The sequence below is a fragment of the Paenibacillus violae genome (genome assembly GCF_032461945.1).
GTDB lineage: Bacteria > Bacillota > Bacilli > Paenibacillales > NBRC-103111 > Paenibacillus_E > Paenibacillus_E violae.
Genome location: NZ_JAWCUD010000027.1, coordinates 1 through 25,811 on the forward strand (window position 1 = coordinate 1; position 25,811 = coordinate 25,811).

A 25,811-nucleotide genomic window follows, 5' to 3' on the forward strand; every position below is an offset into this window, starting at 1 on the left:
AACTTCATAAAGAGCGCCTCCTTGATGGTGTTGGGTTTCAAACCCGTGGACAAACCCATCATACCGAGGCGCTCCTTTTTTGACAAAGACCATTTCTTAGGTCCTACAGGAAGGTTCAATGAAACAAGGGACAGCTGCCTTTTGCGGCGATCTGTCCCTTGTTTTTGCACTATCGTGTCCTGTTAGTGTAACTTCACATGTAATTTAGATGCTGATTTCCATGAAACACTGTTAATAAAAACTCTCCTTCTGGTAAACCAAAACTTCTGAAATTAAGCAGGAAGTTTTTGTTATTATAAGGCACTTCCTTAAACAATACATTGACCTCGCTATCAATAATTTCAAGTATCGCATACCGAGCTATGGGTAATTCATAACAACCGAGTGCTCCAGGATTTAGATAAATTTTGCTGGCGGTTGCAAAATAATACCTTTTATGGTCATGACCAAAACATATTATTTCAGCTGTACTTCCCAAATAAAAAGCACTTATTTGTTCTAATGAAGGGTCCTTCCCAACTGACGCAAATGGGTCTTCACTGATATGAACAGCTCGTTTAGACTCTTCCATATGATAATGGAGCATGAGAAGATTTTTCTCCACGTACGTACCCTCTAAAATGCGTGGCAAACTTTTGAGTTTTGGGACAAACACTGGATCCATACGTGAGGCTATCCACTCATGATGAGTTTTAGCGTGAGAATGACTTACTGGATGTTCTTTACCCTCGACAATTGCCAAGATTGACTCATCATGATTACCTGTAACCATAGAAATATCATTACGAGAAAATAATGTTTCAAGGACCTGGTTTGTTTCTTGACCAATAGCTATCATGTCGCCTAAACAATAAATGTGTTCAACTTCATTCCTTTCAATATCTTCTTTTAGAACGGCTTGAAGTGCCGCATAGTTACCATGTACATCGGTAAAGACAGCAATCCTCTTATGTCAGTTACCTCCTGTTTAACACATTATTCGCCGCAATCCTTTCCGTTACCTTATAATCAATGAGAGACTGCCTTGAAGCGAGCCCCTCAACTATCGTTCTTTCGTTAACTCAACGACTGGCTTACACCATCTAAGAACTGCCTCGTCTACTTCATCTATATAGCCAACATTATCGATAAAGTTCCAAAATAGTATTTGATCTGTCTCATCGTTTTTATTAAAAGTTTCTATATTATCCAATTCTACATAAAAAATTGGATTATATTTCATTGTACCATCTGGTTTCCTAACCTTCAGTAAGCCCTTAAATTCCATATCCTTAACAGCTTGTCCTGTTTCCTCAAAAAGCTCCCGAATCGCACATTCCTTAGCCGTTTCACTTTCATTTCTTCCCCCAGCCGGTATTTCCCATTGTTTTCTCAATGTATTAAAACAAATTAGAAACTTACCATTGAATCGAGCCAAGGCGTATGAACCTGCCAGCGGTGAGTAATTCTTTAGTTCATGTTCATTCAGTGAGATGCACTCTAAAAACACGTAGCCATTTTTATTGATGATTACTGTCAATTCAACCCCACCTTCACCTAAATTATACCATATTTAAAAAAGAGCTAAGCTCAGCGATACTCCTCTTTTAACTTGCAACCAATCCTTAAAGTCCTCTTCGGAATTTATGTCATCTTCAATAACTGCATTATAAATATCAACACTAAAGAATTTTTTACGGTATAGGGGATGATTAAATAAACTGTTCTTCAACTTTAAAATGGCCATTCGTTGCACCAAATTAATTTGGGCATTCAATTTCTCTATTTCTTGCTGTTTTTGGTGGAAATCCTTAGATGAAATCGCCCAAACATCAACCTTCCAAGCATTTGAAATAATATCTGCATAACACCCCCAATAATATCCCTGCGGTAAATGTTCTGTCTGCCCAATAAACTCATTACGATAATTCATTTTTGAGGGTTTAATACATAAAGAAATTTCCTTACCCAATTCAAAAAAAATTTATTCATTCATTTTATCGTTAGCTAAATAAATATCTAAATCTCTCCAAGTCATTAAGTCCAGCAAGTAGCTTCCACTAATAAATACTTTTCCGTATCCTTCTAATATCCGAATTAAGCCATTTTCATGTAAAATTCCGTCTGCTTCTGTTTTAATTAAGGAATTAAGAGCTTCCAGTCCAGAATTCATCCTTTACCTCCAGCAGAGTTAGTTAACTAAATGCCTTCCGCATCCTACATGAATATATTACCATATAATGTAACTCTACTGCCCGTTAGTGTAATTAAGTCAGCTTAATCATTCGTTCGATTGACTTCATAATGATTACATTTTCTATCCCGGGACTTGAGCAAAAGTCATTAGTAAAATGCGTTCACTGTTTCAATCCAAGAACCTATACCACATTTCGAATTACAGGACACAAAGGTGAATGGATTCCTACAAAGTGAACCATAAATATGTATTGTTCTGCTACTGTGGAGAACATATCATTTTCATGTCCACCTTCGGAAATCTGTGCAACTTCTTGTCTTTCGAAAAGGACAAGAAGTTGTATCCATAAAAATGAAAAACCGCGTAAACCGCGGCTTCATATACATATATGTTATTGTCCTCCTACACAACTTCTGAAAGTATCCTAACTTGATTCCAATTAGGAACTCGTATTTGCTCTGTTCCCTTTGTTGATATTTCAAGCCAATGATAGAAATAATTTAGACACAACGTTTCATCCCCTTTTATAACTTTATGAAAATGTACTTCCTGTTTTCTTAACTCCTGAAGTGTAAGTGTACAGATTCGATGCTTTTTTAGAAATTTTTTCTTTATAAATCGGTCTATCGTTCTAAAACAACATTTATTTTCGAAATATATTTCGTCATTAAACGTCTTACAATTTATGTATTCACGTGCTAATGCGCCGCGGTTATTACAATGAGTTCATTTTTCCGCTGCTCGCTCAATTATTGCGACGTAATTTTATTGAAATATCGATTAAACCTAACGGAATAAATCAACACGTAGATTACGATTAGTGCAGCAAACAGATTTAAAATAACCAAAGATAAATTCAGATTGAAAAATTGAGTCAGTACGCCTACACCAACAGGCGGCACAATAAACCCGAAATACGCACATAGATAAAATGCTGAAATAACTCGCGGACGTTCTTCCGGCTTCGGCAGCTGCCCGGCAAAACGTAATGCAACCTGAAACGTCCATCCGGCTCCAATTCCTTGAATGAATATGCCGGCCCAGAGTAAAAACAAGCTCTCTGCCTGACCGGAAAAAACAATAATCCACGATCCAATGGCTAGAGACAAGATTGCAATCCGCATCCGTGTAACGGGATTACGCGGCCAAGGGAAGAACTGCATCAGTGCTCCTCCGCCTAGAAGCAATAAAATTAACAATCCCGAAATAGACAGATTGTTCGTGTGAATGACATGCTTGACGAATGATGGAATAAGTGAAAACACAACACCGGCTAATGTAAAGACAGTAAAGATCGGAAGCCCGATAAAAGACCAGAAATGAGTGCTTATATTATCAGGTACTCCGAGCGAAATTTTTGCTTTAGCCGGCTTCTGTGCCTCTAAAGCCTCGTGTTTCGGCAGCAATTCCAGCACAACCAAGGAAGTGAACAACATGACGAGCAAAATCAAAAATGGCAAACGAAGCGGTTGAACATGTAGATATTCCACGATTAAACCCGAGATAGCTGGGCCCAGACCAAAACCAATGTTCACTACAACCCCTGATAGCTTTATAGCTGTTCCCACTTTATCTTTAGCGGTTTGTTTTAACAGAAACGCGCTGGCCGTACCTGTAAAAGTGCCATAGGCGATGCCTTCCAAAATCCTTCCCGCATATAGCATCCAGCTGTTGGAGCTAATGATAAACAGCAACGTTGATGCGATTGATATCCAAATACTGTATCGAAGTACGTTCTTCAATCCCCAGGCATTCCCTCTAGCTCCTACGACAAGTAATGTTGGCAGTAAGGCAGCGGCATAAACGGCAAACAAAATCGTGATTTCCAAACTGCTCAATCGATAATGCTCCCCATATAAAGGGAATATCGAAGAAATAAACGTGGCTCCACAGGACATGATTAATACAACCCAAAGCATTCTTTTCATAATGTCTCTCCTCTCCTCTTAAAGAAATGTAATTCTATTGGCTTACTCATTTCCCAACATAACCTCAGCGACTTTGTCCGGCATATCCAATTGAACCCAGTATCCAGCCGCCGTAGTTGAGATATGGATCCGTTTCGTCTCAGATCAATTTGACCGGAATATCATTCGCCCACATCTTGTTTATGCGCTTCGTATTCTTGGCGAGTTCTTCGAACAACTGCGATGTCATTTTCGCGAAAGCCGGGCCAGAGCCCGGTTGGTTTCTGAAATTGGCGTCGATCAGCGGTCCGAGAAATCTCGCATAAAATTCTTTTTGATCTTCTTTCAGATACTCTTGGAGTTTGCTCCATTGGAAATTAAGCGCGCAAGCGTATTGTTCCGGGCTGCGCAAAATGGCTTGCGTAAGAGCCTTCAAATTCGTAGTTGCAAACAGCTCAATGAGCTCCGGATATTTAGCCGTTGGCGAATCCACATAGAAGGCATTCATCAAACATACGCAATCAATATGTTCCGGATGCTCAATCGTATAGTTGACTGCTGCGGGACCCGATGAACCATGTCCCACTGGAATAATTTTGTCCAGATTTAATTCTTGAACTACAACATAGAGATCACATAATTGCTGCTCAAAGCTATATTTGGCGCCAGCAGTTTTGTCGGAAGCACCGAAGCCAAGGAAGTCAAATACAACGACCCGCCTGCCTCCTGCAGTTAAATATGGTTTACCAACTGATCGTAAATATCCAATTATTTCAAGTTATTTTTTAGTCTCATATGCCCCTATTTGGCACAACAGACTGACCAAGACATTTTATTTTAACGTAGGCATACATCGAATCGACGAGAATGATGGATAATACAAAGATTATAGCCCTTACCGTCGATATTCTTAAAACCTTCTGTCATGTATTAAAGCTGATGCCAATAACTCCATCCATCATGTTCCTCATTGAAGCTGCATGTTCATTGCCAAATTTCTCTTCGAATTCAGCCTGGGCGCGCTCCCAGCCCAGTCTTCCTAATTCCATGCGTCTTAGACCTTCGTCGGTAATTGAAACGATTCTCGCACGCCGATCGCGTTCGCTTACCTGAATACTTACCAAACCATCACGTTCCAGTGGCCGTAGATTATGTCCAATCGTAGCACGATCCATTGTCATAAACTCAGCAAGTTCATTCATTGTCTGCGCCCCTCGGTTCTTCAAGTAACCTAAGATGGCATATTGAGTAGCTCGCAGCCCCGATCCTGACTCTGACAAGCAGGTATCGTAGAAACGCGAAATATGACGTGCTGCGCGTCTTACCTTTGTACAGTTACAGAGATCCATGTTGGTGATCATCATTCTACACCTCCAAACGCTTATTGACTCATCACATAAATTGATTTTAGTCTCATATTCCCCTAATTGCAAGAGCAAGAACATAGTTCACTTCAAATTTTCATAATCGACTCTGCTTTTCCAATAACCAAAGGCAGTCTGCCAAGCAAAACTACATCGGTTAAAAAAACAGCGAGTATCGCGGAATTACGGCATTCGCTTTATTTTAGCCTTAAGGCCCGACCTTAATATCCACGAAAGTCGATGTATCAGATCGTCTTGGAATTCTTGCAGCGGTTTAGGCAACAATACTAAATCAATGAAGACAACTACTTTCAACAGGGCTCCGTTGATCATCGCGGTACTTAATCGTGGATTTTGAAGTGGAATTTCACTTCTGCCTATTGCATCTTTTATGAATTGTTCCATAGCTACCAGCGGTACACGTTCGGTTCGCAAAATCTCCATAAAGAATTCATACCGCTGATCTTTGAGTAACAAAGCGAATTTATCTTGTGCCTGCTGCTGGACAACACATGAGATCAACGTGTGCAAGCTCAGGCTCTATGTTTACTTAAAATATCTTGCGCGATACTCAGTAAAAAAATAGGGACCGTTGACTTCACAACAGCCGGTGATCCCTTTTTAAGTAACGTTCTACGTTAGCGTAATGTTCTGTTGGCTAATTCTTCTCCCCGTACTTTCCATTATCTTTAGCCTTTATATATTCGATCGCGGGCAATGTTTGCCTTCCAAAGCCAAGAAACCATTATTCGGGTCCATCAAGTCCACCAATAGAAGACCGGCTATGGAGGATCGCACTCTTGGAACCCGCATGCTCACGTTAAGGATGCCGTCTCTCGAAACGTACGGCCTTCCCTCCCGCTTTCCCCGTTTACGTTTACGGTTACGGTTTACAATTGCTTTTCCGTTTTAATCATTTTCTCAACACTCCTATATATTTGGATGATGGTAAGCCATTATCATTGACGGTAGATAGGTGCTCCTAGCGGCGCCGAGCGCGCTCCCCCGTCAACAGTTATTTCCGCTCCTTGCACGAATGAAGAATCATCGGAAGCGAGAAACAAGGCGACATGGGCGATTTCATCCGGATCGCCAATCCAGTTAAGCGGGATGGTCCGCGCTTGCGAAGCTTCCAGCTTAGTGGTTTCTTCGGACGTTGACTTTTTCCAGATGGGAGTGCGCGTTGCTCCCGGCACCACCGTGTTTACGCGAATGCCAGCGGTGACAACTCGGTCACGAGCACTCTGGCCATGCTGCTGATGGCTTCTTTGCTTGCCGAATAGGCGGCTCTTGCCGGTGCACCGTCAGTCGCGCGTGTTGAGCCGGTCAAGATGATCGAAGCACCTTCTTTCAGATGAGGCAGCGCGGCTTGTACGGTAAAAAAGACGCCGGTTATGTTCACTTTAAGGACTTCCTCGAAAACCGACAGCTCCGTGCCTCCTAGAGGCGTTGGCGATGAAATGCCGGCATTCGCGTAGACGATCCAGTCTGCCAAAGGTTGCGACTGCCTGCGCTACCACGTTTTCCATGTCGGACGGATTAGCTGCTTCCGCCTGAATCGCAAGGACATTAGAACCAAGCTCCTCCTCCGCCGCGTTTAATGTGGTTGGATTCCGGCCCGTAATCACGACCTTCGCGCCTTCCGCGATGAACAATTTTGCGGCTGTCAGACCGATCCCGCTATTGCCTCCCGTAATTAATGCCACTTTGCCCTCAAGTTTTTCCATCTTTCTCCTCCTTTGCGATCCGATATCACCCCGATTCGCTATCATCTATAATGACTTTTATCTTCCTGAAATATACATCTCCGAAGAAGCGAGGGTCTTCTCTCTCTCTTGCATAAAAGATCTCCACACGAAGAATAATATGGAAAATCTAAGGGGCGTGTGACCTTGATCTCCTCACGGAATCGCGTTTCCTATCCTAGGGAAACGATCAGCGACGGTTTGGCTGAGAATGAGCCTTGCTTCGGCAGCTATTCGAGCATTGCTCGACGTCGTCTTTCAACGCGTCGACTTGTCCGACGAATGTAAGATTCTCATGGTCATATGAGCGACGGAATGATCGACAAGAACGTGTTCAGGTCACCGCTCTTTCAATCTTGGGTATTGGAGAAAACCGGTGCCGGCAGGAACAATACGGTCGACTATCCGCTCTTGAAGGAGTATTTTGCAGTCGTACGATCGATCCGAAGCGAGATTGGTATTATGGCAGAACAATAAAGGAGGCCGTATTATTTATGTCTTTTATCGAAGAAACAAAGATATGTTTACAAGCATATTTAAAAGAAGCCTTCTGCAACGACGCTGATTTCGTTACGAGGAACATTACCGTTTTGAACGGGAAAGCTGAAGTCAATGTCAGTTACATAGAAAACCTAGTTGAAAACGAAATGATTAATACCTATGTCATCGAAAGATTGCAGGACAGAAACCCCGAGGAAAGTGTTCCACGTTCAGACGATTTCATGGAGATGATGAAATCAAGAGTCATCGCGGCAGCGAATGTATATCGTTCGGACGAGAAAGATAACCTTGTACAAGCGATTCTTACAGGTCATGTTGCATTAACATGTCATGATGCTGATTATGCTTTAGTTATACCCTTACTAAAGCGTGAAGCCGCTGAGAAATCAGAAATAGAACCTTCGATGCAGAGCGGAAATGAAGCGTTCACAACAGATTTAAGTAAAAATATGAACCTGCTTCGACTCCGATTGCCTTCTCCAGACTTTATGTTTAAACAAATAGAAATTGGAAGAACTTCCCATACGAAAGTAAGAATCGTTTGGCTAAACAACGCAGCCAAGCCCGAAATTATTGAAGAGATCTGCAGCAGATTAGACCGGATCGACATCGATATTGTCCATTCGATATCCATCATAACTGAACTTATCGAAGATAATCCTTTATCGATTTGGCCTCAACATAAGCTGACCGAACGCGTTGATGTCACCGTTGCTAATATGGGGGAGGGACGCGTAGCGATACTTTGCGATAACTTTTCCTTTGTAGTCATTGTACCTTTATTGGTTTTACAGGAATTTCAGACACCCGACGACTATTCACAAAAATGGATATTCAGTTCCATCATGCGAATTATGCGATATGGCGCTTTTTTCCTCTCTTCGACATTGTCTCCCTTGTATGTTTCGTTTGTTGCCTACAATCATTCGATTATACCCCCGGCTTTGGCCATTCGTATATCGGAGGGAAGAAGTCAGGTTCCTTTCCCTTCGGTCATTGAGTTGCTGCTCATGACCTTCATGATTGATGTGCTGAAAGAAGCAGGTTTAAGGCTGCCTAAGGGTTTAGGTCAGAGCATGGGTATCCTTGGAGCGGTCGTTATCGGCCAGTCGGCTGTGGAAGCCGGTTATGTCAGCCCTAGCGTGATCATCATTGTTGCGATCTCTGCGATCTCAAGCTTTGCGTTGTCGTCGGTAAACCTGACTAATATGTCAAGAGTAACCAATTACTTTTTAATCTTATTAGCGACTATTTTTGGGATATTTGGCGTCATTATCGGTATTCTTTTCTTGCAGTGGAGATTGGTTACGCTGCGTTCTTTCGGCGTACCTATTTCACATCCTTTGGATGTCGGGGATATTAGCCTGATGAAGGACTTGCTGATAAGGTCTCCCCTATGGAAATTGAGAACCCGCTCCAAATTATTGTCAGGAAACAAAACGTCGATGGGGGATAGTACCCGTAAGCCAGGTCCTAAATGAGAAAAACTTCTATAGAAGTCCTTCAAGGATGCGCGTCCGCGTTTTAATTGTAGTTTTTATAGCCAATAAGAATTTGTTCTTCCGTGAATCGGAAACTTATAAATTCTTATGTGGTAAGAAAAGAGGAGATCAGGGAACATGTTGCAAAAGCAAAAGATTTCGAGTCTACAAGCCATATATCTTACCTTTGCAACAGCTTATGGGGGAGTTTTTTTCTATCATTCCTACATTACCAGTTTGGCTGGGAGAAGTGCGTGGATTGCGGAGTTCATTAGCGGGTTTATCAATATTGGTTTTGCCTTATGGGTTTTGAATGTTGCCAAGAAACATCCAGGAAAAAATATTTTTCAAATTCTCGAGATGTTTGGCGGAAAATGGATCAGTGCAATTTTCGTTATCGCTTATGTTGGATTAAACATCGTACTGTCTTCTTTGTTGTTAATGATGTGCGGAGGGATGGTGAAGACCGTTGTTTTGCACAATTCCCCGATATGGGCACCCATGTTTCTGATGCTTTTACTGTCATTTTTAATCGCAAGCAGTGGTATTGAAAATTTAGCCAGGTTAAGCTCAACTTTGGAGACTATTTTGATCGGCACCATGTTTACTCTTGTTCTCGCTTTTGCTGTAATAACGCAATTCGATCCTTCAAACATCCTCCCTATGCTGGACAGCGACGTTCCTTCCTTTCTCAAGGGTGTCTTATTAGCAGGAGGAGGGCATTCGGAAGTTATTTTATTCATGTTCATTATGATTGAATCTTTGCATCAACCTCGGAAGCAATTTTCTTCACTTACTATTGGTTTACTGGTGTCTGTCGTTATATTGCCGGGAGTCTCATCTTTTTTATTCTCAGCCGCTATTTCTCCTGAAGAGTTTTCCAGAATTTCTTTTGCAGGTGTAAATGTTGCTTTTTCATTAACTATTGGAAAATTCATTCAAGGATTAGAAATTTTTATCTTTATTCCTTATGTGATCATCACCATATTAAAGCTATCCGGCAATTTCTACAGCAGCTGGGTAGCATCCGAAACCATCATAAACAAGAGTTCTAAGGTTCTGATCATCCTCATTACAATAGCTACCTTTATATTCACTTTGAGTATGCGCTCATTTAACCAAGCCTTCTACTATTACATACTGGTTATTCAATATTGTGTATATCCATTCTACATCGTTGCCCTGAGTACCGTTTCTATTCTGATGGTTGCAAAAGGGAAAAAGGCGGTATTAAGGAAAACATGACCTACTCGACATGTACACGACTCCTTCTAAGTATTGTCCTTCTGACTGCATGCACCGGGTGCTGGGATTACATGGAGTATGAGAGTTTGGCTTTAGTACGTGCAATTGGTATCGATATTGATAAGACGGGGAAGGTTCTGTTGACTTACGAGATCATACAGACCCGCAAGAAAAATAAGGATGGAGGAAATGCCAGTTTGGTTATCCAAGGAACAGGAAAAACTGTGCCAGAAGCCTTCGATAACATCCAAACCATGGTGCCAGGATCTTTGTTCTTAGGCTATGCTACAACCGTCATTATCAGCGAAGGCGCGGCAAAACAACAATTGAAAAATATTTTGGATATATTTTTTATTACACCAAGTATAAGAGAGTCAATATTTATCGCCTTTACAAAAGAGAAACCAGAACGTATTCTGCGCGTGTCCGAAGGGAAAACAGGGATCATGGTCGGGGAAGCGTTAGTGGATTTTTTTAAGGTAACAACTCTTTCAGGTCTTTCATTTCCGGTCAGGTTAAGAGAATTTAACAAAATGTTGATGGCAGAAGGTATAGAGCCTGTCGCCCCTTTAGTTAAAATAAATGGAGATGCGAAACTCCAGGTGTCGGATATGATGGTTTTTAAGGGCTTTAAGCTGGCAGGCGTACTTGATGGGAACGAAACAAAAGGCGCTGGACGAATAACCAATCAAAAAATACAAGAATTATCAGAAGTATCTATTACGGAACCTGATTCAGGAGATTCTGTATCCGCTGCATTTCGACTTCAAGATAATAAAACGAAAATAAAAATTAAGACCGGCTCTGAGGTACCCGAAGTATTCATTTCGACGAAAGCTACTGCTACAATGGTCCAATTCGACGGTAACATAGGAGCCATAACGCAGGAAATTCTCCAAGCATGTGAACGGAAACTGGAAGGAAACGTGAAAAAAGAACTCGAAGCTGCAATAACAAAAGCACAAAAAGAGAATTCCGACTTTTTGAGAATAGGGCTCCATTTCTATCAACAACATCGCAAAGAATGGAGACATACATTTAAGCCGAAATGGGATGAAGTTTTTCCAGTAGTCCCCATTCACATTAACGTAAAAGTAAAAATCCTCAATTCAGGAACGAAAGTTATTCCATTAAGTGAACAATAAGAGCATGAATCCTCTGCCGTGACAAAACTTCCCTTTTTATACGTTAGCCGTTAAGACACTAACTTAGGAGTGATTTGGATGTTACAACAAAACCATTCCACATGAAAACAAGGGAGTTGCGGCGCTATGTTATGGGACGATTTTATGAAAAGCGGCTATCACGATTGGAGAGGCACTGGTCATTCCGAAGACCGACTAGAAAAGCCGGATTGGTTGGAACAATGGCTGGCTATCCACAACCTTCCCTATCCTAGCGCACCGTCAACGAAAGAATTAGATGAACTGAGACTGTTGAGGGGGCACATTCGTCGTATCGTTCAGAAGCTGACGGTGCGCGATTCTGCGGACCCCGCCGATTTGGAAGGGCTGAATCGGGCACTGTCCGGCGGACCGATGTATCTGCGTATCGCGGATTCTGAGAACAGGACCATCCCGATCGCATACAACAAGGCTCCGCCTATAAATACGTAGCGGTCCTTGTAACTTGTCATCCATTTGGTCACGCTTACGGTGAAAAGCGCAACGAACAAGCCAAACTCTGACACGATGAGGCCAAACAGCTGCTGCCCCGATACGACCCAGTGCCATCCGCCAAAACCGAGGATATCGGTGGAAGGAATTGTTTCTTTGAAGAAAACGGGAAACAGGATGTCGAGTTGCATGAACGTGAGTGCCAGTAGGACGCCTGCAATGATGAATAGCAAAAACACCTGGTCAGAAGCGATAATACGATAACCTCGTAGCTGCTCGGCTAGGAACTTATAGCACGGCCCGTCGTCCTTTTTGCGAGGGTTGACGGGAGAATAATGCGGAAGTGTTTCGCGCAAACCACGGTTTAGCACCGCGGATATGAGCAGGCAAAATACGGATGCAACCAACAGCAAGATATAGGGACTGTCTTTGAATAGCACAGCGCCGAGCGCGGGGCCGAACACAACCGCCAAGTTCGTGGAAGTCCAAAATACTGCAAAAATGCTGGAGCGGTGTTTTTCCTCTACAACGTCGGCGACCATCGCTTCGCTGGCCGGTGAGTACAACGATCCGGCAAAGCTGGCCAGTGTGAAGCCGAGATAGCTGATGAGAGGCCAGGAAACCCACGACGAAGCGGCGATTGCGAATATGCCATAGCCGATGCCTTGGATACAAGCTGCCAGTACCATCATTCTTTTGCGGCCCCACCGATCTGCTGAGTACCCGCCTAGCAAATTGCCTGCGACGGATAGCGCTTGGGACAGGACGAGCAGCAAGCCTGCCCAGCCTTTCCCGAATGAGTTAGCAAAAAAGATGGCCAAAAAAGGCAAAAACGTCCAAAAGACGACGTTAAAAGCAAACTCCACGCCTAAGCGAAATTTTAAATTGCGGTCCCAATCCCGAATTCTCATAGCAGTGTCTGACCTCCGGTAGTGCCTCTATGCCACTGTATTGAGTGTCCCGTAAAAGTATTCGTATGTCTAACCCGACGATGATATTACTACAAATTAGTTTTATTCTGAAATTGGGTGAAAATCATAATAGGAATGCTGCCCGTTAGCTGAATGCCCAAAAGTATATATTTTGGTCTTGTCGGCAATCGGACTATATTCTTGGCCTAGATTGGCAATCGGAACATATTCTTGACATCGAGAAATGACAAGAATATGTTCCGATAAAATTAAAAAGCCGCCATTTTGGCGGATATTAATCGGACTATATTCTTGTCACTCGACATCTCCTGCCCGCTAGTTGAGAAAACGGTAGCCTTAAATGCCAGGCTGTTCGATCTGCTCCTACTCTACAACCGATCCCCGTTACATGAATATCTGGAATTAATCGCAAGGTGGCAAAGAATATTTCTTAAGTTGTTGTGTTCCTTACTCTTTCTCTATTTGTCTGGGTACTTTTCGAAATCTTCTTTTATACCTTTTAACTCTGAAGATAGTCTCTCAAACAGTACTCTATTTTGTGGATCGTCCCTATCTACGCTCCCCATCTTCATCAAACTGGCTCTCATAAAATGCATTAATTTTCTCTCTTTCGGAGTCAGGAAATCCGACATATTCAATACTTAATTCAAAAACCTTAACAATTTCAAGCGCAACCTTCTTAAAATCACTTTTTTTTACCCTCATTGTTGAATCATCCTCCATTGAGCATCCAGAAATAAATACCTTTATGATATTAATTGGAGGGATTACGATGGATCAAAAAGAATTACATGAAAAACTTGGCCGCCCTGAAAGCTGGGCAATGACATCAAATACGTCTGAGGGAACTTTCACCAGTGCCAGGGCCCGATCGCTATTCCTGGTCGATTTTTTCAAATAAAAAAAGCCGCTTCAATTGAGCGACTTTAACGCGTAACCTGCAGACCCTTGCCGTTTGAACCGCAAAAGGTGCAAGCTTCATCTATGTATTTAACTAATTTGCAACTAGGGCAAATCTCAGCTGCTTTATTTTTTATTTCCGGCATTTTTTTAGACTCAACAAGAAAAGTAAAAGCTTCATTCATTATGGCAAGGTACTCTTCGTACTCTGTTGCTCCGCCAATGTATGGGTTGTTCCTAATCTTCGAAGCAACTTCCCGCGGTTCCGTGCGAGCTTGCAATTTCGGAAAAACATTACGATACGTATAAATACCTCTAATTGCGTCTTCTTCAGTGAATTTATATACCTCAACCAGATACACTTTCACCTCTTGCCTAAACACAGAAAAATCTACGAAATCTTCATGACTTAGATGTTCGAAGCTCATATATCAACTCGCCAACCTTTCTTACATTCCGTTGGCTTAATTATATCTAGTCTGTCAATTTATTTAAACTGATAATATTTGCGGAGTTTAGGAAAGCTGTAGGTCTAATTTCCATTTCCTTCTTTTAATTCTTTACAACTTAAAAAGCTGCCCTCTCAGTAATGAGAAGAACAGCCTTATTACTTAAACTTGGTTTTTGTTAATATTATTTAAACTCGGGACGTAATCAGCGGCCTTGCTGCTCGATAGTGTTTGTGCTTCTTCAAGAATACTAGTGTCATTTTGCTGATGGTTTTTACTATCTGCTCGGTTATTCTCGCGGTCATACTTAGGATCTGCTTCATTTTTAGGCATAATATTCACCTCCATCTTTTTTCGTTGTTAGTATGAGATGGCAGCATGCATTTTATCCCAATAACAATCTGTATGGATTCTGCATGTGTACTTGCTGCACGTATTGTGGCTACAAAGCTCAATACACTGCTTTCATCATTAGGCTCTATAATTACATGTATGTGTTCTTTTTGATATAACGTTCTTGATTTAATACCAAGAAAATCTTGAAATTTCCCTTGCATCTTTGAGAAAATCTTTATTCTCTGAGGGAGTTTAACTCCTTCTTGCTGTAACACCTTTTTTCCAATCCTGTCTTGGATTCGGATCCTAGAATGCAGGGAGTTTTGTGTCACAAGACTATGTAGAGGTGAAGTTCTTAGGTTAAGTTTATCCTGGATAAGGAAACATGTCTATGATTCTTATGCTTTGACCCTTTTCGTTAGTAAACACAACATGTTCTCGCCTAAATTCTCGAGGAGTTTCTAAGCCGCATGCTGCAGCCAAAGAGAACAGGCCTTCCCTCAACTGAAGAATATAGTTCATCACCCGCCATTGTTTTTCTTCAGGAGCCAGAGCCTTTTGGTATTTAGAATCCGTAGTCGTAATGCCAGTCGGGCACTTGCCAGTATGGCACTGCATAGCCATAATACAGCCATTAGCCATCATAAAGCCGCGTGCAGAGTTCACACAATCCGCCCCCAATGCCAACGCGATTGCTACTTTATCTGGAGTAACGAGCTTGCCGGAAGCGAATATTTTAAAACGATTGCGCACGCCGAATTTTCTAGCCGTATCATCTAAAATCAGCAGTGCGGTAAAGAGTGGCAGTCCCATTCCGTCTGCCATCGCTTTGAAGGTTGCTCCAGAACCTCCCTCAGAACCGTCAACAGTAATGAAATCGGGATACATATCCAAGTCCACCATTGCTTGAAAAAAAGGTTCGAGTCGCTTTGGATCGCCTACAACGATTTTAACACCTACCGGCTTGCCTCCTTCTCTTTGCAACCTATCTATGAAGCGTAATGCATCTTCGGGATTAGTCAGGAATTCGAACCGGTTTGGTGAGTTTACGGTTTTTCCCACGGGTACCAAACGAGCTCTTGCAACTTTCTCCGTAACCTTAGAGCCCTCCAAATGCCCCCCACGAATTTTAGCTCCTTGATGAAATTTTAGTTCGAATGCCTTGATATTAGAGGTGTTAGCTTTTTGTTTATATGCATCTATAGAAAAGAGACCTGTACTATCGCGAAATCCGAACATGCCGGGTCCGATCTGGGAAATAACATCAACGCCGGTAGCCAAGTGTACATCCGCTACACCGCCTTCACCAGTATTGATCCATGACCCGCCTGCCATGAATGCACCGCTTCCAGTAGACAGTATATAATTCTCGCCTACAGCTCCGTACGAAGTGGCTGAGGCGCCGAACATGCCTTTTAGCCTCCAAGGATGCAAGCGATTTTGTCCGACAACGATTGTATCGTCATCATGTAATAACCAAGGCTTAATTTGTTCATCTACTATCATTTCTTTTCTTGTGAAAAGCCCTTCGTCAGTAATAACATATTTCCTTCCATGTAAAAGCACATCATTATCAACTTTTAGCTCACTGGTCAATTTCGGAAACAGGGCGTTCGACAAATAGAATCCTGGTTTCTCGTAGTCTCGTCTGCCTCCAAAGGAAATAAGATCTGTTCGATATTTCGCGGCATAAACGAGTCCAACAAAATCAGCCCGCGAGAAAGGTTTCCCTTCTATATCATTGTCAAACCAGTATTGACGAAATTCTGGCCCCAACTTTTCAAGTAAATATCTTATCCAGCCGAGAAACGGATGAGAACGAATGATGGAATGCTTTGGATTCTTAGATAATGCATACATGTAACCGAAAAAAAAGATGGGAGGTAACGTAAGAATTACCAATACGATAATAAGAAGGTTATTAATCATATTATTTAACCCCTTCCAAATTGTAAATCGAATCCTACTTATATTGCCTCAATTTCCCAATAAACATTCAATCACGCCATGTCTCAAAAAATAAATATCCAGAAATATATCCCCTTTGTATAACTGCGATCTGATTAATTAGAATCATACAATATTTTCACATATTGGAAGTAATCTACCCTTACGTCATTAAAAAAGAACAGTTGCCGGTCCTCAGCAATCTGCTCACTTATTTTAAACTATTGTATCCCGTTAGTTCAATCGCAACCAGTATGCCGTAGCATACATAGGCCTAAATTATTAAGAATTGGTTAAGTGCTTTTTTGCATTACAGTTTTGATAACCAAGCACTCTTTGCAGTAGTAAAAGTAAAGAAATGACTCCTCAATTAAGAAGGAAAATTTGTCGTGAACCAAAAACTCTGAATGATAATCTTCACTACAAACTGATGCTACATAATGCATATCACTTTCACAACATAGACACGTTTCGAGGATCTCATCAGTAGCAAAAAAAGGGTTACCAAGTATTCTACAAATATATTCTGATCCAAAAGCTTGAAAGGCTAGATCTCTTTCTTCCCCATCCTCAGGAGAATCAATGTCGTGTAACTCTACCAACTTCATAGGGGACAAGGGAAGTGGATATGGTAGTTTATCCTCTACATCGCTAATCCATTTCTCGTCGTCTTCTTGTAAAATTACAGAGATACTTTTATGTGGAAAGGCATCTTAGCTTTTGTTACTACTGTTATGCGTTACGCCATACCCCTAGCTGCTTCCGAATCAGCACAATCTGGCCTGCGTGATACGCATCGTGCATGATCCAATTGAGTAATTCTTGCCCGAGCGTAAGTCCGCTTCTGACATATGGCGCATCCAGTTGCTCTTCCGTCAAACGGCCGAGCGAAGCGCGCAGCTCCGACGCCACGCGCTTCGCTCGATTCACCAGCGCCTGCCATTCAGCCTCATCTTCTGGATCCACGCTGCCTTGGAACGTCTCCTCATTGGAGATGGTTGGTGGCCCGAGCTCAACCCCATTCAGCCGAAGCAACCTGCGTTCATTATGAAAATTCATATGTAAAAGCGTCCCCCAGATCGAGTTACCTCCCCCTTGCGGTGTACATGCTGCCGCTGCGGCTGGTATTCCCTCCAACACGGTAGACACCGGAACGATCCATTCTTCCCTCTCCCAAATATGATCCCATTGCCAGACCAAACTCTCTACCCGGTTTTGACTCACACACCATCATCCTCCATGCAAAATATGTAACTTAAAGCATTGAACTATCGTGTCCGTTAGCTCAATAAACTGAGCGTATTACAGTCTAGATTTTGTTCGTTGAGTCAATAAGCAGAAGTTTATATTTACCTTCGGGATTAAATTCGGGATACCAACCTAAATCCAACGTTCGTTTCTCTTCATACTCAAGCTGAAGGATATCCTCTTTAAACTCCCACAAATGCTCATAATCATCATTGGCAAAAGAGTCAGAATCTGTCTCAGTAAATTCATTAAATCTTACTTTCCAACCACTTGGAACACGGAGCGGTACAAGCTTAGTACTCATGTATCGCCTCCTTGCTGTCGAGCAATTTAATGAACTTTCGTGTCCCGTTAACGTAATTCAAAATCACTCGATACGAAAAACGATTTCATTTCCTGTCGATGTATCTTTAAATGGTGAATTGAACTCCCTGAAGATAAAATCCATACCAGAAATATCATCAGGTAATGCGGGCGATACGACATAGTTAAATGATAAATGCCCTGAACTACCTCCACCACTATCCATTCGACAATGGTATGTTTCACCTATATATAATTCAAAGTGTTTTGATTTATTTGACTTGACCGACTGGTCACTCATTACATCCCAATCAATATTAAAGGTTATTACGCTTGCGTTACCGTACTGCCTCATAGAGGTCAAGGTATAGAAAAACTCTTCTTGTTCCTTGAATTTCAGAATAGGTACATTTTTTCTGAATTCACAAGGTTCGACTATCGGTTTATAATGCTCCTCATTTCTCAGAACATGGAAAACTGATTTCAAATAATCCTCATAGAGGTTGAAGGATATTGCCCATTTCTCAATATACTCAAATTTCGGATACCCTGGATTATTGCTCGAAATTTCTTTGCGTTGTTTTAACAATTCGCATATTTGCTTATCAATAGGAAAGATTCGCTCGTCATAATGCTCGGTTGGGCGTTCAAATGGCATCCGCTTCATCATTGTCCTCCTTATGGTTTTTTTCATCAATAATCTCAACTTAATATTAACACATATTGGAAGTAACCTGCCCGTTAGCGTGGAAACGACAGCCGATCGTCATGACCGACTGCCGCGATGTCTTTATTAAGCTATAGTTCCCGAACAATTTCATATACAGTACCTTGGTTAAAATCAGTCACTTTCATAGAACCAAAAACCCCTAAATATAGTCTGGTTTGATCCAGATTCGTTCCCAAACTAACATAATAAGCTGATTGAGTTCCAAAATTATAATCAGTTTCAATAACACTAAAATCATTTAGTTTACAATCTGTTCTTACTTTAGTATAAGCTAAAACCCCTCTAACTGGAGGTTGAGATTCTTCATTCCGGGCAAGATCAGTAAACACAACGCTTCCCGTTAATTCGGGAATTCCATTCCCCATATATGCCTGGACCCCTGTAAGTGCAGTTCCTCCATACTTATCCGGTCGGGGTTCTTTATGAAAATAACAAATTAAAGGCTGAAGACGCCTCACTGAAGTTTTTACTGCTTCATTGTAATAAGCAATTGTTTTCTCATCCAAATTCGGATTTACAGAGCAGCTACTAATAATCGACGCAGGAAAAGCACCTTCCCACGCACGCCAGCCAAAGTTAATAAATCCTTCTTGGTCAGGTTCAGATTTCATTAAATAAGCTTGAATAAGCTGAGTAACCGGTATTGGTTTATAATGAACGAAAGAAAAAATCGACTCTACCAAATCCTGTCCGACATTTCCCACATATTTGATGTACTGATTATATAACCTTTGATATGAAATGCCTGGTATATTGCGAACCCCTTTGGCAATAACCGTAAGCGTTTCCTGAATAGGTGCAGGAAGTTCATTAAAACGTGAGACCACGGGTAGATCATAGAAAAATGTATTCTTATCTACATCAATTTCAATAATTTTACCAGCTATCTCCATGTCATCCTGGCTTAAATTAAACGGATCATAGCCTGATCCACCATCTCCGGTTGTTAGAACAAGTTTTCCAGTTTCAGGTGAAAAATTCAAGCTATTGACACCATTATGATTTAAAAACGGTCTTCTTAAGTTAAGTAATGTCCGTCGTTTTTGAGATTGACCATTCGATAGTAAGATCCATTCTTCTACTGTATCAATATGATCATATTGAGTTTCTCTATTTATCCACCTTAGGTTTAAGGTTCTCGGATCACACGGGTTGGGCTTAAAAGGTTTAGGAAGAGCACCTGGACCTTGTGTCCCAGCAATTGAATAATGAAGATAAAAGAGGCCGTTATAAAAAAACTCGGGATGAAATGCTAGCCCTAACAATCCCCTTTCATCATATCCACCACTAGAAGCACCTAGTTTTATAACTCGTGGACGAATATCTAGAAAAGTCTTTATAACCCCATTTCCTATGTAAAAGATCTCTCCTACCTGGGTTGCAATAAATAATCTTTCTATCGAATCACCCGGCAGTATAGTTGTTTTCAAAACAGTTGGTAAATTTATCTTACTTACAATGGGCCGTAAACTAACCTTAACTTTTATCAAATTACTTTACACTCCCTCATATTGATTATTTTACTAAGAATATGATTAGAAATGTTCAATTAGTATCGAATTAGGGCCGGGGTATCTGACAAGGCATTGCACCATTTCCACATTATCGTCGGAGAAATCACATCAGATTCCCCCGGATAATTTCTCCTGAATAAATCTGCCCGTTCGTATTATGAAGTCAGCCAGGTTTTACTGGTTGACCTCTTTGCATTTAAGAGGTTTAGTAAACGGTAGCCGGGGTCGAACGTCACTGCCCGTGGGACCGTGATCCCATCAGCTAAACTGTTCACCCCCTACTTGTAGAAACATGTTTGAGGCTGGTTGAGACAACGATCTCTAATAACAAGCGAAGCTATGACACTGCAAGAAGGACTAGGGGCTGCCGGCAAATTCAGTATTAGGAGGGATTGAAGTATGAATTCAGTAATTGGACTGGATATTGCAAAAGGAGAAAGTCAGGGCCAGGCCTTCTTGGATAAAGGAAAGGATCTTGAAGCCACGACTGGACAAAAACCAATGGTTATTCTAGAGGCTACGGGCCATTACAATGCTCCAGTCACACAGTTTTTAGATGATCAGAACTACTTGTACATTGCGGTTTTATGTACAGGTCGTTCCGAAAAATGGGCTAGAGAAAAGGCTCAGAAGCTCATGGCAGCTGCAATTCCAAATCCATTTCGCAAAGCAACCTATCAAAGTCACTTATTTAGTATGAATATGTACATTAGCATGCTCCTGCATTATAAAGAGCATCTATCTACCCTCGAAAAGCAAATAGATGCACTCGCTAATGAAGTTGAAGAATATGAGATTATCCAATCCATCCCCGGTATCGGTGAGAAAATCGCGGCAACGATTATCTCTGAAGTTGGTGAAATTGATCGGTTTAATCATCCTAAAAAGCTTGTTGCCTTTGTTGGCGTAGATCCCAGTGTTCATATCTCTGGAAAGTTTACGGCTACGATTAATCGGATCACAAAACGTGGCTCTAGTAGGCTAAGACATGCCCTGTACATGGCAGTACTCTGCGGATTGAGGCCGTACTGGGAGTAAGAAACTCAAAGCTTTTTACGATAAAAAAATGGCCGAAGGAAAACCCCACAAAGTAGCGATGATTGCATGTGTGAACAAGTTACTACATTGGATTTTTGCCATGCTTAAACGAAAAGAAGCATACCTCTAATTAATCTGATTGGCAACAAACGAAATCCATGAAAAACTTTCCAAAACTATATTGGAAGGTTATTTAGCATGCTCAGTAATTAGTATAGCATCATCTTTTCGATTTTCTATTGAAAAATCTTGACAAGTTATTAGCTGGTTTAGCTTAATCGCCACTCCAGTCTAATAGTTTATCTTTCAGTCTACTACTTTACTTTCTTCTAACACTTATCATTCTTCATTAATTAGCATTGCTGTATTTTGAGTAGTCACCGTTGTAATTAATTATTTGTTTGTTTATAGGTCGACCATTCCATTTTCTGTCCATTCATCACATAATTCGGCTTTAAAAACATCTCTGTAAGCAATCCATTCCCAATCCCCTTCTCCGCTAGAAGTCTCTATTATATCTAATCGAAATTCACCATGTTTACTGCGTACTACGATGCCGGTAACTGATCGAGTTTTAAATTCTTCATATAATTTTAGTACAACTGGTTTTTTATACATTTGCGAAAGGCTCAGCACTGCTGAAATGTTTTGAATTTCTTGCTCATCTCGGATAGGTCGCAATATGCGTTGAGATTCTTTACGCTTTCTAATCGCGGCTTCCTTATGCTGTGGAAGCATCATGCGGCTTGACTCCCAAAGTCCATTAAGTTCTAATTTTTTACTCACTTATAGTGACCTCCAATTTTGACAGCTCTATCTGCTGCGAGACCGACTTTCATTAAACTTGAAGCCCTAATAATGGCCGTGTTACCAAACCGATCCTTGATACCGTCTAATACACCATCTAGCTTACGCAGCTTTATCACGTCCTCAAAAAGATCTAACTGTGTGATTTCCTCATCATCAAGAGAACCTAGTGTGACACCAACTTTACGTACTGGATGACCATTCCAATTACGATGAAATATCTCACGAACTGATTCGAAAACTTTTAGTGTATTGTTCGTTGCAAAAGGCATTTTCCTTTGCTGGCTAAATCCAGTAGGTGCATCGTAAGGTGAGCACATACAGAATACGTGAATGGTTCCGCTCGTATAACCCTTCTTTCGAGCATCACGGCAAACTTCCTCCGTTAATTCCAAAAGCACAATATCTACTTCTTCTGCCGTAGTATAATCTCTTGGTAAAGTCATTCCGTGACCAATTGATTTCGGAGCTACATTGAACGTTCCTGGCGTGACTGGACTATCATCGAGACCATTAGCAGTACGCCACATAACCTCCGCCTGAATGTCTGACTGTTTACCAAAGCGTGCTCGGAACTTCTGCTTGAGAACATGCAATGGCGTCTTTGCAACATGACCGATTGTGGTCATTCCAAGGTTAACAAAATGTCTCGTCATTCGCGATCCAACTCCGTACATCTTATCTACACTTAGAGGCCATAACACACGTTCTACATCTTCTTTACCAAGTGTAAAAATACCATTCTGGTTTTTCTTCGCGAAATTGTCCGTCGCTTGTTTAGCAAGGATTTTAGTAGGACCGATGCCAACACGAATACGTACATTCATTGATGCCGCGACCTTCTTTTGAATCATAACTGCCAGTTCTTCTGCATTACAGCGAAAATGATTGAGCGAGCCTGTCACGTCCAGAAACTGCTCATCAATCGAAAATACTTCCACAAGGTCTGTGTACTCTTTATAAATATCCGTAATCGCAAGAGATACATCTATATAGCGTTGCATGTGCGGCCGCATTACAATTACATTCGGACATAACTGTAGTGCTTCTCCAAGCCTCTGTGCTGTACTAATACCAAAACTCTTGGCTATTGGGCAAGCAGCCAGAATAATTCCTGATCTCCTAGCTGGATCTCCGGCCACCACAACCGGGAGATTTTCTAAGCCCGGATGAGAAGCTTTTTCGACGCTAGCGTAAAAAGATTGGCAATCCGAGAGATAGATCGTACGATCACTTTTTTCTCTCAATACCATTTACAACGACCTCCGCATTCTCATTAATGTTGTCATGAGTTCAGCCTTAATCAAACTGCGTAACATTGTAAAATGGTGGACGTATCCGCGAACTTTATATTCAACATTAATGCCTAAAGCTGTGGTTGATGTTTTTAACACTCTGATGTCACGCTCTTTCATTGCACTCTTAATATTTTGTATTTCAGGATAAATTGCGTCCTCAACTTCTTTTAAATAAAACAGAATATGACCATATATAATTTTATCTTTGTGAACCCTAAGCTCCTCCGAATCCCTTGCCAGCATATCAAGTAAAATAGGAAACAATGTAAATTCTTTGATTAATTGAACATCTTCGTCGGTCTCTACATTTGTCATGATACTCATTTAATCACCTCAAAATAAGAACATTTGTTTGTATTTTTATATTATATACCGAACACGTATTCGCTATGCAAGTTATTTTTAGGGAGTCAAAAATCCCCAAAGCCATTTAAGCAGTGGGGATTTACTTATTTACTAAATGAGTTCTATTGGCAAAGTAATACTCTCCGAACTCATGAGTACTTCATCTACCTTTAAGGACGTAGTACACTGGAAATGTGATTGCAGTTGCTATACGCAAACAAACAAATGAACTAGGGGTAATTAATTTCTTCATTCTAATGCTCCTTGCTTCCTTCAAATCCCATTAGTCATAGATAGCTCTAAGGTGTACCATTATTATGGGTGATGAAAGAAAATGTTTATTCCTCCAATGCTTCTCCAATATGCCAAAAACAACGAACCGTTTGATAATGATTCTACTTTCGCCGAATTGAAATGGGATGGTATTCGGTTGATTGTATCAAATATGGATGAGTTTAACCTATACACAAAGAACACGAATGCAACAGTAAAATATCCTGAACTACATAATCCACCGATTCCTAAAGGAACTATTCTCAATGGAGAAATTGTTGTCCTTGATGAACAAGGGCGGGCGGACTTCGAAGCAACAAATGCAGGTTTCCGGTCCAATAAAAAGCGTAAACCAGTCCTATTTATGGCTTTTGACATCTTGTATCATCAAGGCGTGGACGTGACTGGATTGCCATTAGTTCGACGTAAGCAACTACTTGAAGAGACACTTATGGAGACGGAACAATATAGAATTGTTCGGCCAATTAAAGGCAGTGCAAAGGACTTTTTTAAAATCGTATGTCAGCATGGTCTTGAAGGTATTGTCATTAAGAAAAAAGACTCGAAAAATGAAAAAGGAGTACGCTCCTGGTCATGGCAGAAGGTTATTAACTACCAAACGGCAGAGGTATACATAACCGGATACAGCAAGAAAGAACATTCTTGGCTTCTTAGCTATCAAGAGGGTGAATCTGTCCGCAGTATTGGCACCATGGAGCTTGGAATAAGTAAGTCTGCTCGTGAATCAATGATGCCTGTGTTTCATTCTTTTAAAAGTGGTGAGAGCAAAGATTACGTCTTTATAAAGCCTGTAGTACGCTGTAGAGTTAAATATAGGGATTGGTATAAATCTGGATTCATGAGACTTCCAGTCTTTGAGGAATTTATTGTTTAGGGGATGACACTTATGGAATACCGAGTTAAGCATACAGAGACCGGCGAAGAGAAAACACTAAGTCATTTAGAAGTGAATGATATGGAATATGATGTAAATAGCCGAATCGTTGTTTTCGATACAAACATGGAGGCATATTTTTTAATTGATGAAGTTCAAGAGTACTGAATTGTCGAGAATCATTGGATTTCACCGAAAACATCAAAGAGTCCCTTCATTGGAAGAGGTTGAGAGGGCTTTTAATGATGCAATGGCTGGAGATATTGATGGAGCCCTGCGGCTTCTAGACTGGAAACGTCACTGCTATTATGTAAAAAATGATTACGAAAGAGTAGTTATGTCGAAGGTATTTAGGTATTGCACCAATGTTATAGAATAAAAATTAAGCCTGGGGGTGCCCCAGGCTTTCGCTTATTCCAACAAGTATCAAATCCGTTTGCCCAAAAACTGAATAAAGTAAGTCCCGACGCAGCAAGTTTCGTCATAACATATTGCCATAACTCATTAATTCTCATATTCTCAACTCTTTTCAAAAGAGTGCTCGTTCTATACCAATCTTCAACCTCATTATTAGGGCAATTCATCTAATAATACCATAAATATAATGCTTATCTTTTACATTTTATTACACTAATCTGCCTCTATGGAGAAACGCTTTGCTCTTAAATACTCTCGTTTTCTCAGATTTAGACCATAATTGCTTTGCAACAGATAACTTTTCAGTGGAATTAAATTGTAGACAAAGAAATATATGGGTATGC

General features: G+C 41.1%; 29 protein-coding genes and 3 pseudogenes. 9 read left to right on the forward strand and 23 right to left on the reverse strand.

Annotated elements, in window-relative coordinates; all coding sequences use genetic code 11:
* Nucleotides 1-193: 193 nt before the first annotated feature.
* The 10 genes and pseudogenes from RQP52_RS35975 to RQP52_RS36605 all read right to left on the reverse strand — a co-directional run bounded on the left by RQP52_RS35975 (nt 194) and on the right by RQP52_RS36605 (nt 7,219).
* Complete coding sequence (locus RQP52_RS35975; RefSeq protein WP_315956275.1) at nt 194-943, reverse strand: metallophosphoesterase family protein; 750 nt, start codon at nt 941-943, stop codon at nt 194-196.
* Between the two features lie 99 nt (nt 944-1,042).
* Nucleotides 1,043-1,519: an NUDIX hydrolase gene (locus RQP52_RS35980; RefSeq protein WP_315956247.1), complete on the reverse strand. Its 477-nt coding sequence runs from the start codon at nt 1,517-1,519 to the stop codon at nt 1,043-1,045.
* Nucleotides 1,520-1,552: 33 nt separating this feature from the next.
* Nucleotides 1,553-1,951: a hypothetical protein gene (locus tag RQP52_RS35985; protein ID WP_315956248.1), complete on the reverse strand. Its 399-nt coding sequence runs from the start codon at nt 1,949-1,951 to the stop codon at nt 1,553-1,555.
* 12 nt (nt 1,952-1,963) lie between these two features.
* Nucleotides 1,964-2,152 carry a hypothetical protein gene (locus tag RQP52_RS35990; RefSeq protein WP_315956249.1) on the reverse strand — a complete coding sequence of 63 codons (189 nt, stop codon included), beginning with the start codon at nt 2,150-2,152 and terminating at the stop codon, nt 1,964-1,966.
* A gap of 773 nt (nt 2,153-2,925) precedes the next feature.
* Nucleotides 2,926-4,104 carry an MFS transporter gene (locus RQP52_RS35995; RefSeq protein ID WP_315956250.1) on the reverse strand — a complete coding sequence of 393 codons (1,179 nt, stop codon included), beginning with the start codon at nt 4,102-4,104 and terminating at the stop codon, nt 2,926-2,928.
* 139 nt (nt 4,105-4,243) lie between these two features.
* Nucleotides 4,244-4,855, reverse strand: coding sequence for an alpha/beta fold hydrolase (locus tag RQP52_RS36000; protein ID WP_315956276.1), 612 nt, complete (start codon nt 4,853-4,855; stop codon nt 4,244-4,246).
* A 151-nt stretch (nt 4,856-5,006) separates the two neighbouring features.
* Nucleotides 5,007-5,444, reverse strand: a complete 438-nt coding sequence (locus tag RQP52_RS36005; RefSeq protein WP_315956251.1) for a MarR family winged helix-turn-helix transcriptional regulator — start codon at nt 5,442-5,444, stop codon at nt 5,007-5,009.
* A gap of 186 nt (nt 5,445-5,630) precedes the next feature.
* Nucleotides 5,631-5,978 carry a hypothetical protein gene (locus RQP52_RS36010; RefSeq protein ID WP_315956252.1) on the reverse strand — a complete coding sequence of 116 codons (348 nt, stop codon included), beginning with the start codon at nt 5,976-5,978 and terminating at the stop codon, nt 5,631-5,633.
* A gap of 428 nt (nt 5,979-6,406) precedes the next feature.
* Complete coding sequence (locus tag RQP52_RS36015) at nt 6,407-6,643, reverse strand: SDR family oxidoreductase (RefSeq protein WP_315956253.1); 237 nt, start codon at nt 6,641-6,643, stop codon at nt 6,407-6,409.
* An 8-nt stretch (nt 6,644-6,651) separates the two neighbouring features.
* Nucleotides 6,652-7,219 (reverse strand): annotated as a pseudogene (locus RQP52_RS36605) (SDR family NAD(P)-dependent oxidoreductase).
* Between the two features lie 288 nt (nt 7,220-7,507).
* Here RQP52_RS36605 and RQP52_RS36030 point away from each other — a divergent pair.
* The 5 genes and pseudogenes from RQP52_RS36030 to RQP52_RS36050 form a co-directional block, all read left to right on the forward strand.
* Nucleotides 7,508-7,669, forward strand: a complete 162-nt coding sequence (locus RQP52_RS36030; protein WP_315956256.1) for a hypothetical protein — start codon at nt 7,508-7,510, stop codon at nt 7,667-7,669.
* Nucleotides 7,670-7,686: 17 nt separating this feature from the next.
* Nucleotides 7,687-9,174: a spore germination protein gene (locus tag RQP52_RS36035; RefSeq protein WP_315956257.1), complete on the forward strand. Its 1,488-nt coding sequence runs from the start codon at nt 7,687-7,689 to the stop codon at nt 9,172-9,174.
* 138 nt (nt 9,175-9,312) lie between these two features.
* The gene (locus RQP52_RS36040; RefSeq protein ID WP_315956258.1) at nt 9,313-10,419 is read left to right on the forward strand and encodes a GerAB/ArcD/ProY family transporter; all 1,107 of its coding nucleotides are present in this window, start codon (nt 9,313-9,315) and stop codon (nt 10,417-10,419) included.
* Nucleotides 10,416-11,564 (forward strand): Ger(x)C family spore germination protein, encoded by a 1,149-nt coding sequence (locus RQP52_RS36045; RefSeq protein WP_315956259.1) that lies wholly within the window; start codon nt 10,416-10,418, stop codon nt 11,562-11,564. Before RQP52_RS36040 ends, RQP52_RS36045 begins: the two co-directional genes overlap by 4 nt.
* Before the next feature lie 144 nt (nt 11,565-11,708).
* Nucleotides 11,709-11,933 (forward strand): annotated as a pseudogene (locus RQP52_RS36050) (ABATE domain-containing protein); the annotation flags it as partial.
* Here RQP52_RS36050 and RQP52_RS36055 read toward each other — a convergent pair.
* Both RQP52_RS36055 and RQP52_RS36060 read right to left on the reverse strand, forming a co-directional pair.
* Nucleotides 11,882-12,946, reverse strand: a complete 1,065-nt coding sequence (locus RQP52_RS36055; RefSeq protein WP_315956260.1) for an MFS transporter — start codon at nt 12,944-12,946, stop codon at nt 11,882-11,884. The pseudogene RQP52_RS36050 and the gene RQP52_RS36055 overlap by 52 nt on opposite strands.
* 570 nt (nt 12,947-13,516) lie before the next feature.
* Entirely contained in the window at nt 13,517-13,672 is a 156-nt protein-coding gene (locus RQP52_RS36060) for a hypothetical protein (protein WP_315956261.1), read from the reverse strand.
* A 67-nt stretch (nt 13,673-13,739) separates the two neighbouring features.
* On the opposite strand from RQP52_RS36060, the gene RQP52_RS36065 reads away from it, so the two are divergent.
* Nucleotides 13,740-13,868, forward strand: coding sequence for a hypothetical protein (locus tag RQP52_RS36065; protein WP_315956262.1), 129 nt, complete (start codon nt 13,740-13,742; stop codon nt 13,866-13,868).
* A 25-nt stretch (nt 13,869-13,893) separates the two neighbouring features.
* On the opposite strand, the gene RQP52_RS36070 is transcribed toward RQP52_RS36065, so the two are convergent.
* From RQP52_RS36070 to RQP52_RS36105, 8 genes are all read right to left on the reverse strand, one after another.
* Complete coding sequence (locus RQP52_RS36070) at nt 13,894-14,295, reverse strand: hypothetical protein (protein ID WP_315956263.1); 402 nt, start codon at nt 14,293-14,295, stop codon at nt 13,894-13,896.
* Between the two features lie 183 nt (nt 14,296-14,478).
* The gene (locus RQP52_RS36075; protein WP_315956264.1) at nt 14,479-14,649 is read right to left on the reverse strand and encodes a hypothetical protein; all 171 of its coding nucleotides are present in this window, start codon (nt 14,647-14,649) and stop codon (nt 14,479-14,481) included.
* Nucleotides 14,650-15,018: 369 nt separating this feature from the next.
* Nucleotides 15,019-16,581, reverse strand: a complete 1,563-nt coding sequence (locus RQP52_RS36080; protein ID WP_315956265.1) for an FMN-binding glutamate synthase family protein — start codon at nt 16,579-16,581, stop codon at nt 15,019-15,021.
* A gap of 311 nt (nt 16,582-16,892) precedes the next feature.
* Nucleotides 16,893-17,207, reverse strand: coding sequence for a hypothetical protein (locus RQP52_RS36085; protein ID WP_315956266.1), 315 nt, complete (start codon nt 17,205-17,207; stop codon nt 16,893-16,895).
* A gap of 124 nt (nt 17,208-17,331) precedes the next feature.
* A complete protein-coding gene (locus RQP52_RS36090) occupies nt 17,332-17,823 on the reverse strand; it encodes a DinB family protein (RefSeq protein WP_315956267.1) in 492 nt (163 codons plus the stop codon).
* A gap of 85 nt (nt 17,824-17,908) precedes the next feature.
* On the reverse strand, nt 17,909-18,151 hold the full coding sequence (locus RQP52_RS36095; RefSeq protein WP_315956268.1) for a hypothetical protein: 243 nt from the start codon (nt 18,149-18,151) through the stop codon (nt 17,909-17,911).
* A 63-nt stretch (nt 18,152-18,214) separates the two neighbouring features.
* Complete coding sequence (locus tag RQP52_RS36100; RefSeq protein WP_315956269.1) at nt 18,215-18,817, reverse strand: hypothetical protein; 603 nt, start codon at nt 18,815-18,817, stop codon at nt 18,215-18,217.
* Nucleotides 18,818-18,948: 131 nt separating this feature from the next.
* Complete coding sequence (locus RQP52_RS36105; protein ID WP_315956270.1) at nt 18,949-20,370, reverse strand: PQQ-dependent sugar dehydrogenase; 1,422 nt, start codon at nt 20,368-20,370, stop codon at nt 18,949-18,951.
* Nucleotides 20,371-20,982: 612 nt separating this feature from the next.
* On the opposite strand from RQP52_RS36105, the pseudogene RQP52_RS36110 reads away from it, so the two are divergent.
* Nucleotides 20,983-21,562 (forward strand): annotated as a pseudogene (locus RQP52_RS36110) (IS110 family RNA-guided transposase); the annotation flags it as partial.
* Between the two features lie 275 nt (nt 21,563-21,837).
* Here the strand turns inward: RQP52_RS36110 and RQP52_RS36115 are convergent.
* From RQP52_RS36115 to RQP52_RS36125, 3 genes are read right to left on the reverse strand one after another with little or no spacing between them, the layout of a single operon-like run.
* Nucleotides 21,838-22,218, reverse strand: a complete 381-nt coding sequence (locus tag RQP52_RS36115; RefSeq protein WP_315956271.1) for a YolD-like family protein — start codon at nt 22,216-22,218, stop codon at nt 21,838-21,840.
* Nucleotides 22,215-23,486 (reverse strand): DNA polymerase IV, encoded by a 1,272-nt coding sequence (locus RQP52_RS36120; protein WP_315956277.1) that lies wholly within the window; start codon nt 23,484-23,486, stop codon nt 22,215-22,217. Before RQP52_RS36120 ends, RQP52_RS36115 begins: the two co-directional genes overlap by 4 nt.
* Before the next feature lie 6 nt (nt 23,487-23,492).
* A complete protein-coding gene (locus RQP52_RS36125; RefSeq protein ID WP_315956272.1) occupies nt 23,493-23,861 on the reverse strand; it encodes a hypothetical protein in 369 nt (122 codons plus the stop codon).
* Nucleotides 23,862-24,216: 355 nt separating this feature from the next.
* On the opposite strand from RQP52_RS36125, the gene RQP52_RS36130 reads away from it, so the two are divergent.
* Together RQP52_RS36130 and RQP52_RS36135 are read left to right on the forward strand one after the other, a co-directional pair.
* Complete coding sequence (locus tag RQP52_RS36130) at nt 24,217-25,050, forward strand: ATP-dependent DNA ligase (protein ID WP_315956273.1); 834 nt, start codon at nt 24,217-24,219, stop codon at nt 25,048-25,050.
* Nucleotides 25,051-25,062: 12 nt separating this feature from the next.
* Nucleotides 25,063-25,218 carry a hypothetical protein gene (locus RQP52_RS36135; RefSeq protein ID WP_315956274.1) on the forward strand — a complete coding sequence of 52 codons (156 nt, stop codon included), beginning with the start codon at nt 25,063-25,065 and terminating at the stop codon, nt 25,216-25,218.
* Nucleotides 25,219-25,811 lie beyond the last annotated feature (593 nt).